Below are 13,220 nucleotides of genomic sequence, written 5' to 3' on the forward strand. Positions count from 1 at the left end.
GCGGGGTTGTGGGAATGAGCTTGATCGGTCTGCCGGCCGGTCGGCGAGTCAGAAACCGTTGATGTAGTCGAAGGACATGCGAAAGGTCCGGCGTAGAGGGTAAGACCCCCGTAGACGAAACATCAGCGGCTTGCTTGCTCATCTCCCAAGTAGCACGGGGCCCGAGAAATCCCGTGTGAATCTGGCGGGACCACCCGCTAAGCCTAAATATTCCCTGGTGACCGATAGCGGATAGTACCGTGAGGGAATGGTGAAAAGTACCGCGGGAGCGGAGTGAAATAGTACCTGAAACCGTGTGCCTACAAGCCGTGGGAGCGTCGCCGTTATTCTTCGGAATGACGGTCGTGACTGCGTGCCTTTTGAAGAATGAGCCTGCGAGTTAGCGGTGTGTAGCGAGGTTAACCCGTGTGGGGAAGCCGTAGCGAAAGCGAGTCCGAATAGGGCGATTGAGTTGCACGCTCTAGACCCGAAGCGGAGTGATCTAGCCATGGGCAGGTTGAAGCGGAGGTAAGACTTCGTGGAGGACCGAACCCACCAGGGTTGAAAACCTGGGGGATGACCTGTGGTTAGGGGTGAAAGGCCAATCAAACTCCGTGATAGCTGGTTCTCCCCGAAATGCATTTAGGTGCAGCGTCGTGTGTTTCTTGCCGGAGGTAGAGCACTGGATAGGCGATGGGCCCTACCGGGTTACTGACCTTAGCCAAACTCCGAATGCCGGTAAGTGAGAGCACGGCAGTGAGACTGTGGGGGATAAGCTCCATGGTCGAGAGGGAAACAGCCCAGAGCATCGACTAAGGCCCCTAAGCGTACGCTAAGTGGGAAAGGATGTGGAGTCGCAGAGACAACCAGGAGGTTGGCTTAGAAGCAGCCACCCTTGAAAGAGTGCGTAATAGCTCACTGGTCAAGTGATTCCGCGCCGACAATGTAGCGGGGCTCAAGCGTACCGCCGAAGTCGTGTCATTGCAGCAATAGGGCCAACGCCCGCTGTGATGGGTAGGGGAGCGTCGTGTGCCGGGTGAAGCAGCAGCGGAAGCTAGTTGTGGACGGTTCACGAGTGAGAATGCAGGCATGAGTAGCGATACACACGTGAGAAACGTGTGCGCCGATTGACTAAGGGTTCCTGGGTCAAGCTGATCTGCCCAGGGTAAGTCGGGACCTAAGGCGAGGCCGACAGGCGTAGTCGATGGACAACCGGTTGATATTCCGGTACCCGCTTTGAAACGCCCAATATCGAATCAGGCGATGCTAAGTCCGTGAAGCCGTTCCGGACCCTTCGGGGAAAGGAAAGTGGTGGAGCCGACGAACCAGACTTGTAGTAGGTAAGCGATGGGGTGACGCAGGAAGGTAGTCCAGCCCGGGCGGTGGTAGTCCCGGGGTAAGGGTGTAGGCCGAGGGGTAGGCAAATCCGTCCCTCATATAAGGCTGAGACCTGATGCCGAGCCGATTGTGGTGAAGTGGATGATCCTATGCTGTCGAGAAAAGCCTCTAGCGAGTTTCATGGCGGCCCGTACCCTAAACCGACTCAGGTGGTCAGGTAGAGAATACCGAGGCGTTCGGGTGAACTATGGTTAAGGAACTCGGCAAAATGCCCCCGTAACTTCGGGAGAAGGGGGGCCATCACTGGTGATCGGATTTACTCCGTGAGCTGGGGGTGGCCGCAGAGACCAGCGAGAAGCGACTGTTTACTAAAAACACAGGTCCGTGCGAAGCCGTAAGGCGATGTATACGGACTGACGCCTGCCCGGTGCTGGAACGTTAAGGGGACCGGTTAGTGCGCTTTCGGGCGTGCGAAGCTGAGAACTTAAGCGCCAGTAAACGGCGGTGGTAACTATAACCATCCTAAGGTAGCGAAATTCCTTGTCGGGTAAGTTCCGACCTGCACGAATGGCGTAACGACTTCTCGACTGTCTCAACCATAGGCCCGGTGAAATTGCACTACGAGTAAAGATGCTCGTTTCGCGCAGCAGGACGGAAAGACCCCGGGACCTTTACTATAGTTTGATATTGGTGTTCGGTTCGGCTTGTGTAGGATAGGTGGGAGACTTTGAAACCCCAACGCCAGTTGGGGTGGAGTCGCCGTTGAAATACCACTCTGGTCGTGCTGGATGTCTAACCTCGGTCCGTGATCCGGATCAGGGACAGTGTCTGATGGGTAGTTTAACTGGGGCGGTTGCCTCCCAAAGAGTAACGGAGGCGCCCAAAGGTTCCCTCAGCCTGGTTGGCAATCAGGTGTTGAGTGTAAGTGCACAAGGGAGCTTGACTGTGAGACCGACGGGTCGAGCAGGGACGAAAGTCGGGACTAGTGATCCGGCGGTGGCTTGTGGAAGCGCCGTCGCTCAACGGATAAAAGGTACCCCGGGGATAACAGGCTGATCTTCCCCAAGAGTCCATATCGACGGGATGGTTTGGCACCTCGATGTCGGCTCGTCGCATCCTGGGGCTGGAGTCGGTCCCAAGGGTTGGGCTGTTCGCCCATTAAAGCGGTACGCGAGCTGGGTTTAGAACGTCGTGAGACAGTTCGGTCCCTATCCGCTGTGCGCGTAGGAATATTGAGAAGGGCTGTCCCTAGTACGAGAGGACCGGGACGGACGAACCTCTGGTGTGCCAGTTGTCCTGCCAAGGGCATGGCTGGTTGGCTACGTTCGGGAGGGATAACCGCTGAAAGCATCTAAGCGGGAAGCCTGCTTCAAGATGAGTATTCCCACCTCCTTGAGAGGGTAAGGCTCCCAGTAGACGACTGGGTTGATAGGCCAGATGTGGAAGCCCGGTAACGGGTGGAGCTGACTGGTACTAATAGGCCGAGGGCTTGTCCTCAGTTGCTCGCGTCCACTGTGTTAGTTCTGAAATAACGAACAGCTGTGTCAACACCAGCATGTTCAAATTTCATAGTGTTTCGGTGGTCATAGCGTTAGGGAAACGCCCGGTTACATTCCGAACCCGGAAGCTAAGCCTTTCAGCGCTGATGGTACTGCAGGGGGGACCCTGTGGGAGAGTAGGACGCCGCCGAACAATCATTGTAGAAAGCCCCGTACCGGGTATCCGGTACGGGGCTTTTCTGCGTTACGGGCATTGGCCGAATCGGGCCAGATAATGCCAGACCCGCTTCAGGGCCTGCTCGTCGTACCGGCCGGTGCGGGCCGCCTCGCCGAGGATGCGGGGGGTCAGCCGGCCCGCCACGGCGACGGCCTCGCCGAGGTCGACGTACGCCTGGCCCCGGTAGTCGGGGTGGCGGCGGAGTTCTTCGACGGTGAGGTGGAAGCCGGCGTGCCATTCGATCGCGCAGGGGAGCTTCTCCGCTGCAGCCTCGACCTCGGTGTCCCGATGGCTGGGGTCCAGTACGAGCGCGGCGACGTCACGGTCGAGCCGGACCGGGGCATGGATCTGGGCCTCGATGTAGTCGTCCAGGGCGTCCTGGTCGTCGGCCTCCGTGAGGGCGATCAGGGACATCCGGTCGGCGACGCCGAAGGACTCGGGCTCGAGATAGCTGTCCGGGTAGCAGAACGTGGTTCGGGGCAAGGCCTCCGCGGTGAGGCGGAAGTGCGCGGAGCCGAAGCGGGGTGCGGCGCCGACCGGGCGGCGGCGGAAGTTCAAGGCCCCGTAGACGGGGCGGGCTTCGGCCGGTGCGTCGTCGTAGGCGCCTCCGAAGATCCGGCTCTCCCAGTGCCAACGGGCTCCGCCTGCATGGGCGGTCAGGCCGCCGTTGCTGGTGCCCGTGACGAACTGCGAGCGGTACACGCCGTCCTCGGCCAGCGCGGTGAGGATCGGGCGGTCGCCGAACACGCGGTCCGGGTGGAAGTTGAGCGTCACCGTGAGGGTCGGGTCCAGGGGGGATCCCGACGAGAGATCGGTGACGTGGCGGAGAGCCCGGGCGTGTGGATTCATGGATGCAGTGTGCATCAGTCCTGTGATTGGATCCGCGATTATGGATCAGTATGTGATGCGCGCGGTGCGGGGTGACGAATGGGAGAAGGTCAAGGAGCTGAGGATCGCCGCTTTGCGGGATCCGGCGGCGCCGGTGGCCTTCCTGGAGACCCTGGCCCAGGCGGAGGCCAGGTCCGATGAGTTCTGGCAGGACCGGGCGCAAGGGGCTTCGCACGGGCGGCACGCGCGGCAGTTCGTGGCCGAGGCGCCGGACGGGCAGTGGGTCGGGTCGGTGACCGTCCTGGTCGAGGAGGGCGGGACCACCGACTTCTTCGAGCGGACCGTCGAGCAGACCCAGGGCCATGTGGTGGGTGTGTTCGTACGGGCGGAGCAGCGGGGGACCGGGGTGACCGACGCCTTGTTCACGGCTGCGCTGGACTGGGCCTGGTCGCTGGAGGGGCCGGCGCTGGAGCGCGTACGGCTCTTCGTGCACGAGGACAACCCGCGGGCCGGGGCCTTCTATCGGCGGTTCGGGTTCCGGGCGAGCGGTCAGGTCGTGCCGGTGCCTGCGGCGATGCCGGTGGCGGGGGATGCCGGGGCCGAGGAGTTGGAGTACGTCATTTCGCGGCCCTAGTCAGCTGTGGGTGGGCTCGAAGGCTGCCTCGGGCCAGCGAGCGCGGGCCTGTTCGCGGCTGCGGCACAGGGCGAGCAGGGGGAGCGGCGCCTCCTGGAGGAGCTCGGGGAGCTGGGGGATCGGGGCCACGGCCGCGACGTCCTCGAGGACCAGCGTGAGTGGTGGGTCGAGCCGGCCGTGGGATGACCGTGCGGCCATGCGGCGGCCGTGCTCGACCACGCTCGCGGCGAGTGCGGTGAGCAGGGGCATCGCACCCGGGTGGGTGCGGGGGTCTTCCAGCGGTTCGCCCACCATGTAGAGGGTGCCCCCTTCGCTCACGAACGATGCGAGGGTGAGTGCGTCTGTTCGGTTCGGGTTGCAGGCCTCGCGGATGTGGATGGACGTGAGGCAGGAGAGGGCACGGGCCGTCAGGTGCTGGGCCTGCTCGCGGCGTTCGGGGTGGGCGGTGAGGGCGCTCTCGAGTTCGCCGGCGGCGCCGGGGGCGGCCTGCGGGTGCGTACGGAGGATGCGGACCGGGTCCTGGGCGCTGTTGCCCTGGGCCCAGCGGTGCAGCTGCTTGAACGGGCGGTCGTCGAGGGCGGCGGCCTGGAGCCAGCTGCGCAGGAGCGTTTCCGCGGTGTCGGCGACGGCTGCGTCCATGCGGGCCTGGGGGCGTACGGGGGCCAGGAGCGCGGTGGCTCGGGCGGCGGCGGTGTCGCGGTCGGCGCAGGCGTCGGCGGGGTTCCAGTGCATGCGGGCCGGGGTGTCGCAGAGGTGCGAGGGGTCGTAGAGGAGGACGGGGCCGAGTTTGGCGCGGGCGTCCTTCGTTTCCGCCCAGAGGGCGGGGGAGGAGGTGATGACCAGGGCTGCTCCTTCTGCTGCCGCCAGGGCTTGGAGGGCCAGGGGGTGGCGCTGGGCCGGTTGGCCGTAGGCCATGCCGGTGGCGTTGCCGCCGTTGCCGCCGCCGTTGCCGCCGCCGTTGCCGGGGGCGCTGCCGGGGGCTCCGCCCCCGAGCCCCCGCGCCTCAAACCCCGGCGGGGCTGGATTGGCCGCCAGGGCTGGGATGGGCAGCGTGGTGGGGTGGTGCGGCCCGGTCGGGGTCGGGATCGTGGGGGCGGAGCTGCCGGGGGCTCCGCCCCCGAGCCCCCGCGCCTCAAACCCCGGCGGGGCTGAATTGGCCGCCGGGGCTGAGTTGGACGGCGCGGCTGATTGATGCGGCGCGGGCGGGTGGTGCGGCGTCGCCGGGTAGGTCGGCTCCGCCGGGTGGGTCGGCTTGTGGCGGCGGGATTTTGTGCGGGCGATTACGCCCATCACGAAGATCGTCAGGACGAGCAGGATCAGGATCTGGCTGATGAACAGGCCCCAGAAGAGCCCCCAGCCCGAGAGGGCCGAGGGGGCAGTGTCCGGCCAGGCTCCTGGGATGTCGTGGGGTTGAGCTATCAGGGCGCGGACCGCGCCCGGGGTACGGGTGAACGTCACCGTGGACGGCCAGGCGCCCTTCGAGAAGAGCGCGGCCAGGCCCGTGGACGTCCAGACCAGGACCGCCAGGCCCAGGAGGAACGCCAGGAGGGTCAGGAGGAGGGCGTCCGGGATGCCGCCCGGTTTCCCGTTCCGTTCGTCGTGCATTACGCCACCGTTGTTGCCGAGCCGGGGCCGCCGTTGCGGTGGCGTTCCATGAGGAGGGCTCTTTCCTCCGCCTCCAGTTCGGCCGCCAGTAGGTCGTCGGGGAGCTGGGGCTGGGCTGAGGATTCCGTCATGGCGCGGTCCGTGTAGACCAGGGGGCGTTCCGCCTCGGTGATCAGGTGTTTGACCACCTGGACGTTGCCGTTGACGTCCCAGACCGCGATGCCCGGGGTGAGGGTCGGGATGATCTCCACCGCCCAGCGGGGGAGGCCGAGTACGCGGCCGGTGGCGCGGGCCTCGTCCGCCTTCTGGGCGTAGATCGTGCGGGTCGAGGCCATCTTGAGGATGGCCGCGGCCTCGCGGGCGGCGGCGCCGTCGACCACGTCGGACAGGTGGTGGACGACGGCCACGAAGGACAGGCCCAGGCGGCGGCCGAACTTCAGGAGGCGCTGGAACAGCTGGGCCACGAAGGGGCTGTTGATGATGTGCCAGGCCTCCTCCACCAGGAAGATGCGTTTCTTGCGGTCCGGGCGGATCCAGGTGTGTTCCAGCCAGACGCCGACGATCGCCATCAGGATCGGCATGGCGATCGAGTTGCGGTCGATGTGGGAGAGGTCGAAGACGATGAGGGGGGCGTCGAGGTCGATGCCCACCGTGGTGGGGCCGTCGAACATGCCGCGCAGGTCGCCGTCGACCAGGCGGTCGAGGACGAGTGCCACGTCGAGGCCCCAGGCGCGGACATCGTCTATGTCGACGTTCATGGCCTCCGCGGATTCGGGTTCCGGGTGGCGGAGTTGTTCCACGATGTCCGTGAGGACCGGCTGGCGGTCGCGGATCATGTCGACGACGTACGCGTGCGCGACCTTGAGCGCGAAGCCGGAGCGCTCGTCGAGGCCGTGGCCCATGGCGACTTCGATGATGGTCCGGAGCAGCGCGAGCTGGCCGGTCGTCGTGATCGCCGGGTCGAGGGGGTTGAGGCGGATCCCGTCGTCGTTGGCGGCGATGGGGTCCAGGCGGATGGGGGTTATCCCCAGCTGCTGGGCGATGAGGTTCCACTCGCCGACGCCGTCCTCGCCCTGGGCGTCGAGGACGACGACCTGGCGGTCCCGGAAGCGGAGCTGGCGCAGCACGTACGTCTTCTCCAGCGCGGACTTGCCGTTGCCGGATTCGCCGAGGACCAGCCAGTGCGGGGCCGGGAGCTGCTGGCCGTACAGCTGGAAGGGGTCGTAGATGTAGCCCTTGCCGCTGTAGACCTCGCGGCCGATGATGACGCCGGAGTCGCCGAGGCCGGGGGCGGCGGTGGGCAGGTAGACGGCCTGCGCCTGCCCGGTGGAGGTGCGTACGGGCAGGCGCGTGGTCTCGACCTTGCCGAACAGGAAGCTGGTGAAGGCGTCCGTCAGAGCGGACATGGGATCTCGCATGGGCGGCACTTCCCTCCAGCTAGCGTCGGATGCCGGTGGCGAACGGCAGGGTGTTGACGAAGGACCGGTGGTGCTCGCGGTCACACCATTCGAGTTTCAGGTACGACTTGCCCGCCGAGGCGCGGATGGTGCGCTTGTCTCTGGCGAGGGCCTCCGGCGATCGCGACGACACCGTGATGTACCCGACCAGGTTGACTCCTGCCGCACCGCTGGCGAGATCTTCACCCCTCTGGTCGAGCCGGCCGTGGGCGGCGATGTCGCGGGGGTCGACGGTGCGGTTCATCTTGGCGGCGCGGCTGGCGTCGGCCTCGTCGTTGGTCTTCTCGGTGAGCATGCGCTCGATGGCCACCTCGGTGGGCTCCAGATCCATGGTGACGGCGACGGTGCGGATCACGTCCGGGGTGTGGACGAGGAGGGGCGCGAGGAAGTTGACGCCGACCGGGGTCATCGGCCACTCCTTCACCCAGGCCGTGGCGTGGCACCAGGGGGCGCGGGTGGAGGACTCGCGGGTCTTGGCCTGGAGGTACGTGGGTTCCACCGCGTCGAGTTCGGCCGGCCAGGCGTTGCGCTTGGTCATGGCCTGGATGTGGTCGATGGGGTGGTCCGGGTCGTACATGGAGTGCACGAGGGAGGCGAGGCGGCCCTGGCCCAGCGGCTGGCGGACGCGGATGTCGGCCTCGGCGAGGCGGGCGCAGATGTCGGTGAGCTCGCGGGCCATGACGATGGCGAGCCCGGCGTCGCGGTCGAGCTTGCGGCCCTTGTGGGGGGTGCCGGCGCGGGCGATGGTGTGGGCCTCGGCGGCGAGTTCGCGCGTGTAGTGCATGCAGGCGACGAGGTACGCGCGGTGCTGCTCGGAGGAGGTGGAGACCATCGACTGGAGCTGGTCGTACGAGTCGCGCAGCCAGACGGGGGCGTTGGTGTCGCCGCGCTGGGCGACGTCCTTGGCGTGGGCGTCCGGGTCGGCGGGGAGCGTACGGGCGAGCATCTGGAGGCGGGTGACGAAGCCGTCGCCGTTGGCCACGTGCTTGAGGAGGGTGCCGAAGCGGTCGACGAGGGCTTCCTGGTCCTCGCTGTCGCGCAGGCCGACGCCGGGGCCCTCGATCTCGATGGCGGCGGTGACGGTTCTGCGGTCGGCGTGGAGGAGTACGGCGATCTCGTCGGGGCCGAAGGGGGCGGCGAGCCAGTTGATCCGGCCGATGCCGGGGGGCGGGCCGACCTCGACCTCGCGGCCGTCGGCGGCGCGGACGCCGGCTTCCATGGCGCTGGAGCGGTAGGTCGTACCGCGGCGCAGGGTGCGCTTGTAGCTGCGGTTGATCTCGAACCATTTGTAGAAGGTGCGGCCCTTGTACGGGACGTACACGGCGGCGAGCGCGACCATGGGGAAGCCGGCGAGGCTGACGATGCGCAGGGTGAGCTGCGGGACGAGCAGGCCGCTCATCATGCCGAGGAACGCGCCGGCGATGATCAGGGCGATCTCGCCGCTCTCGCGGTTCTTGCCGACGATCGCGTTCGGCCGGGCCCGGCCGATGAGATAGGTGCGGCGGGGCGTGACCGGGTGCAGCTGGTGTGACTGGGTCGTCAACGCCCGTCACCTCCTGTGTTCCTCGTACTCGAGCTCGTGCGGGGCGGGGGTGCGGCGGAGGGGACAGATCCGCCGCCGGCCCCGCCGCCGGAGGTGGGGCGGCTGCTGTGGGCGGCCACGCCTCCGGAGAGGGGGTTGGCGGGGCGGGGGGCGCTGGAGCCGCCGCCGTCACCGCCTCCGCGGTGGGCGCCGCGGCTGCTGTGCGTCTTGATGCCCTGGGAGACGAGGGAGGCCGGGGAGCTGATGACGGCGGCGGCCTGGGCGCCGTCGGTGGCCTTGCTGCGGCCCGCGCGGGCGGAGGCGATCTCGTCGCCGAAGCCGGGGACGAAGCGGTAGATCATCGCGGAGGCGAAGATCGCCAGGAGGATGATGGCGAGGCCGGAGACGACCGCGGAGAAGGCGTTGGGGCCCTTCTCGCCGGCGAGGGCGCCGGCGAGGCCGAGGACGATGACGATGACCGGTTTCACGAGGATGACGGCGATCATGATGCCGGCCCAGCGGCGGACGTGGCCCCAGAGGTTCCGGTCGACGAGCCCGGCGTAGACGACGACGCCGAGGAGGGCGCCGACGTAGAGCAGGGCGGCCCGGATGAAGAGCTCGAGGAAGAGGATGCCGGCGGCGAGGACGGTGACGAGGGAGACGACGATCAGCATGATCGGGCCGCCGCCGATGGAGTCGCCCTTCTTGAGGGCCTCGATGAAGGAGCCGAAGAAGACGTCCGTCTGGCCGCCGCTCGCCGATGCGATGACTTCTGTGACGCCGTCGGTGGCGGAGACGACGGTGTAGAGGATCAGCGGGGTGAAGGCGGAGGCGAGGACGGTGAGCCAGAGGAAGCCGACGGCTTCGGAGATGGCGGTGGTGAGGGGGACGCCGCGGATGGCGCGCTTGGCGACGGCGAAGAGCCACAGCACCAGCGTGAGGATGGTGGAAGCGGCGAAGACGATGGCGTACTGCTTGAGGAAGGCGCCGTTGGTGAAGTCGACGTTGGCCGAGCCGTTGATCGCTTTGCTGAGCTCGGTGACGATCCAGGCGGCGGCGTCGGCGCAGCCCTTGGCCAGGGAGGCGAGGGGGTTGAGGGCATCGGTCGGGTCGCTGGGTGCCAGGCCCGTGCGGGGGGCTCCGCCGGTGGCTCCGCTGCCCCGCTCGCAGTAGTCCTTGGCCGGGCCCCGGATCAGGTCGCAGGGGTTGTTGCTCGCCTGCGGGCTGGGCGTCGGGGACGGAGTCGGAGTAGGCGTGGGAGCAGCCACTGCACGGGTGGCCATGAGTACCGCTGTGGTCTGCAAGGTGGCGACGACGGCCGTGAAGGACAAGCCGCGACGGCTAGCGTGCATAGGTGAGCCCCCCGAACTGCGACACGGCGGCGGCCATCTCCTCGGCGGAGGAAGCCCTCTGGTCACGGCCGACCGGGGCCGGGCCGTCCTTCTGCGTGAAGTCGGCGACGCGCCAGTCGCCGTCGGTCCAGCGGAGCTCGAACGAGTTGGTGTACCAGCTCTCCGCGACCGGGTTCTTCGATCCCTCACCCGCGAGACCGAACAGGGTCGAGTGCCAGACGGAGATGGTCGCGGTGTCACCGGCGAACTTTTCCACCTTCGTCCCGACCGGGTTCGTACGCGAGATGAACATGAGGCCCTTCGGGGCCTTGCCGCCGGCATCGAGGCCGATGCGAGCCAGGAACTGCTCATCGGTGTAGACGCGGTCGAGGTCGCTCTGGCGCGCGGCAGCCACGTCCGGCACGTACACGGCCTGGACGATGGCTCGTCTGCGGGCACCGTCGAACATGCCGTCGGAGCCGAGCGCGACCGCATAGTTGGCGGCCGCCGACTGGGCTCCCTGTTCGTCGTGCGCGAAGCCCTTCGGGATGGCGCCGTTCTTGCCGTCCACCGGGCGGGTGCCCGTGGCTGATGTGGAAGTGGCGGCGGGTGGGGTCTGGTCGGCGGGGGTTCTGGGGCTGTCCGAGGACTGGTTCGCGAACGCGATGGCGGCGACGAGGAGGACCACCACGCCGACCACCGTGACCAGGCCCCGGGAGGCTCGGGGGGTGCGGCGGGGGGTGCCGTACGGGTCCGAGGGGGCGTCGGGGAGGCGGGTGCGGGTCTGGCCCGTGCCGCCGACTTCGCCGTAGCCGCTGCCGACGCCACCGCCGTACTGGTCTTCGTTGCTCATTCCGTGTCCGCCCCCTCTGCGTCGTACAACGGTGGTGTGGTGAGTCCTCATCAGCTCCGGCAGCCGGTGGGCGGCCCGGCTAGACGGCCATTCCGTAGACGATCGTGAAGAGGGTGCCGAGGGAGCCGATGATGAAGACGCCGGTGAGGCCGGCGACGATCAGGCCCTTGCCCTGTTCCGCGCTGAACGTGTCGCGCAGGGCGGTCGCGCCGATGCGCTGCTTGGCCGCGCCCCAGATGGCGATGCCGAGGCAGAGGAGGATCGCAACGGCCATGACCACCTCGATCATGACCTTCGCTTCGTTGCCGAGACTGCCGAACGGCCCCCAGTTCGGGGCGATTCCGCCGATGATGGTGGTGATGTCGCCCTTTTCGGCTGCCAGGATCATGTAACTCACCGCCCCTGTATGGGTAGTTCCGGTAGCCCGTGCCCGACGGCAGGGGTCACGTACTATCTTCGCTGATGAAACCGCGGTCGTACGTCGACTTGACGGCTCTCTTTACCCGATCTCCCGGCCCTTGGCCCGCTCGCGCGCTCTGACCTGGGCACGGGCGGTGGGTATGTGAAAGAACGTATGGTCACTCTGTGTATCACGGTGGGTGACCCCGGGCAATGATTGCCCTCTCGGCTTGCGGGGGGCTGCTCGGGGGGCCGCCGTTCGGCGCAGTGTGCGGGCGTGTCGTTGGGCCGAGCCGCTGACGTCGGTCCGACATTCCGTCAGTCGTTCCATCTTTTCGGCGGGTTGGGGGAGATGCTCCAGGCCGTTCGGTAGGACGACGCAGGGAGCGACGGATGGGTTCCGCAGTGAAGGCGGGTCGGCGGGCGTGGCTGGCCGGTGGGTTCGCAGTTCCGCTGGCGATCGTGCTCATGGGCGCCTCGGTTCCGGCGGCGGCTGCCGCCGAGGGGACGGCTGCTGCGGTGGCGCCCGGCTGGGGCAGCGGCAGGTGTCCGGAGCCGGATGCGAGAACGCTGCCGGCGCCGGCGCCAAAGGCTGCCAAGGCTGCCAAGGCCGCCAAGATGAAGAAGGCCGGCAAGGCGGCGCCTTCCAATCCGTGTGCCGGGCCCAAGGGCGACCGGGGGCCCCAGGGGCCCCACGGGCCCAAGGGTGACCGGGGGCCGAAGGGCGACCGCGGGCCGGCGGGTCCGCCCGGGCCGCGTGGGCTGCCCGGGCCGTGCCAGGACATCGACACGACCCGGGGGGAGAGCGACCTGGAGTTCAGTGCCGTGCTGCACCGGGGCAGGACGTTCCTGGGCGTGCGCGACACGGCGCCGGTCGGCGCGTACAGCTGGCGGGACCTCACCACGGCGCTGAACCCGGGGCATCCGCGGAACGCGTGCGGGGTGTCGGTCAACACCGTGGGCCCCACGGTGTACGTGAAGGTGCTGACGACCCTGGGCGACGTGTTCGAGAACCACTGCGCGTACACGGGGACGGGCGCGCTCACCTGTCCGTCGGGGTGGACGGCCATCATCAGGCCCTGAGTGCCCTGAGTGCCCTGAGGGGCGTTGTCAGTGGTGTGCGTCAGAGTGGACGGATGACTACTGCAACTCCGTGGACCCTGACGGACATCGAAGCGGCCATCCGGGCGGGTTGGTCGGCCGAGACCTGCTCGCCCGATGACGTCGAGCGGGCGCCGTGGACGGCCGACAACCCTGCCTGGGGTCACTGCGACATCACGTCGCTGGTGGTGCAGGACCTGATGGGCGGCGGGCTGATGGTCGGGGAGGTCTGGCTCGAGGGGGAGCAGCACGGGTTCCACACGTGGAACGTGCTCCCCGGGGGCATACAGGTGGACCTGACGCGGGAGCAGTTCCGCCGGGGCCAGGTGGTGACCGAGGGGCGGCTGATGGGGCCGCGGCCGCAGGGGCGGCTGCCGCGGCGCTGGGAGGAGTACCAGCTGCTGCGCGGGCGGGTCGAGGCCAGGCTGGGGGCGATCGGCGGGTGAGCCCCGGGGGT

General features: G+C 67.6%; 10 protein-coding genes and 2 rRNA genes (1 of these 12 cut by a window edge). 5 read left to right on the forward strand and 7 right to left on the reverse strand.

Annotated elements, in window-relative coordinates; all coding sequences use genetic code 11:
• Together OHT74_RS21220 and rrf are read left to right on the forward strand one after the other, a co-directional pair.
• A 23S ribosomal RNA gene (locus tag OHT74_RS21220) occupies positions 1-2,814 on the forward strand (it extends 310 nt beyond the left edge of the window).
• Positions 2,815-2,892: 78 nt separating this feature from the next.
• A 5S ribosomal RNA gene (rrf, locus tag OHT74_RS21225) occupies positions 2,893-3,009 on the forward strand.
• A 51-nt stretch (positions 3,010-3,060) separates the two neighbouring features.
• Here rrf and OHT74_RS21230 read toward each other — a convergent pair.
• Positions 3,061-3,882 carry a DUF3626 domain-containing protein gene (locus OHT74_RS21230; RefSeq protein WP_328621067.1) on the reverse strand — a complete coding sequence of 274 codons (822 nt, stop codon included), beginning with the start codon at positions 3,880-3,882 and terminating at the stop codon, positions 3,061-3,063.
• 40 nt (positions 3,883-3,922) lie between these two features.
• Here OHT74_RS21230 and OHT74_RS21235 point away from each other — a divergent pair, with 40 nt between their 5' ends.
• A complete protein-coding gene (locus tag OHT74_RS21235; protein ID WP_328621068.1) occupies positions 3,923-4,495 on the forward strand; it encodes a GNAT family N-acetyltransferase in 573 nt (190 codons plus the stop codon).
• On the opposite strand, the gene OHT74_RS21240 is transcribed toward OHT74_RS21235, so the two are convergent.
• The 6 genes from OHT74_RS21240 to OHT74_RS21265 all read right to left on the reverse strand — a co-directional run bounded on the left by OHT74_RS21240 (position 4,496) and on the right by OHT74_RS21265 (position 11,651).
• The gene (locus OHT74_RS21240) at positions 4,496-6,100 is read right to left on the reverse strand and encodes a type VI secretion protein (protein WP_328621069.1); all 1,605 of its coding nucleotides are present in this window, start codon (positions 6,098-6,100) and stop codon (positions 4,496-4,498) included. It abuts the gene before it with no gap.
• Complete coding sequence (locus OHT74_RS21245; protein WP_266665942.1) at positions 6,100-7,518, reverse strand: ATP-binding protein; 1,419 nt, start codon at positions 7,516-7,518, stop codon at positions 6,100-6,102. The genes OHT74_RS21240 and OHT74_RS21245 overlap by 1 nt, the downstream gene beginning before the upstream one ends.
• Positions 7,519-7,537: 19 nt before the next feature.
• Positions 7,538-9,100 carry an SCO6880 family protein gene (locus tag OHT74_RS21250; RefSeq protein WP_266665943.1) on the reverse strand — a complete coding sequence of 521 codons (1,563 nt, stop codon included), beginning with the start codon at positions 9,098-9,100 and terminating at the stop codon, positions 7,538-7,540.
• The gene (locus tag OHT74_RS21255; RefSeq protein ID WP_328621070.1) at positions 9,097-10,431 is read right to left on the reverse strand and encodes a hypothetical protein; all 1,335 of its coding nucleotides are present in this window, start codon (positions 10,429-10,431) and stop codon (positions 9,097-9,099) included. Before OHT74_RS21255 ends, OHT74_RS21250 begins: the two co-directional genes overlap by 4 nt.
• Positions 10,421-11,263 carry a hypothetical protein gene (locus OHT74_RS21260; protein WP_328621071.1) on the reverse strand — a complete coding sequence of 281 codons (843 nt, stop codon included), beginning with the start codon at positions 11,261-11,263 and terminating at the stop codon, positions 10,421-10,423. The genes OHT74_RS21255 and OHT74_RS21260 overlap by 11 nt, the downstream gene beginning before the upstream one ends.
• A gap of 79 nt (positions 11,264-11,342) precedes the next feature.
• On the reverse strand, positions 11,343-11,651 hold the full coding sequence (locus OHT74_RS21265; protein WP_008742356.1) for a hypothetical protein: 309 nt from the start codon (positions 11,649-11,651) through the stop codon (positions 11,343-11,345).
• A 404-nt stretch (positions 11,652-12,055) separates the two neighbouring features.
• Here OHT74_RS21265 and OHT74_RS21270 point away from each other — a divergent pair, with 404 nt between their 5' ends.
• Together OHT74_RS21270 and OHT74_RS21275 are read left to right on the forward strand one after the other, a co-directional pair.
• Positions 12,056-12,745 (forward strand): hypothetical protein, encoded by a 690-nt coding sequence (locus tag OHT74_RS21270; protein ID WP_328621072.1) that lies wholly within the window; start codon positions 12,056-12,058, stop codon positions 12,743-12,745.
• Positions 12,746-12,798: 53 nt separating this feature from the next.
• Entirely contained in the window at positions 12,799-13,209 is a 411-nt protein-coding gene (locus OHT74_RS21275) for a YunG family protein (protein ID WP_328621073.1), read from the forward strand.
• The last annotated feature ends 11 nt before the right edge of the window (positions 13,210-13,220 follow it).

The sequence above is a fragment of the Streptomyces sp. NBC_00354 genome (assembly GCF_036106915.1).
Classification (GTDB): domain Bacteria; phylum Actinomycetota; class Actinomycetes; order Streptomycetales; family Streptomycetaceae; genus Streptomyces.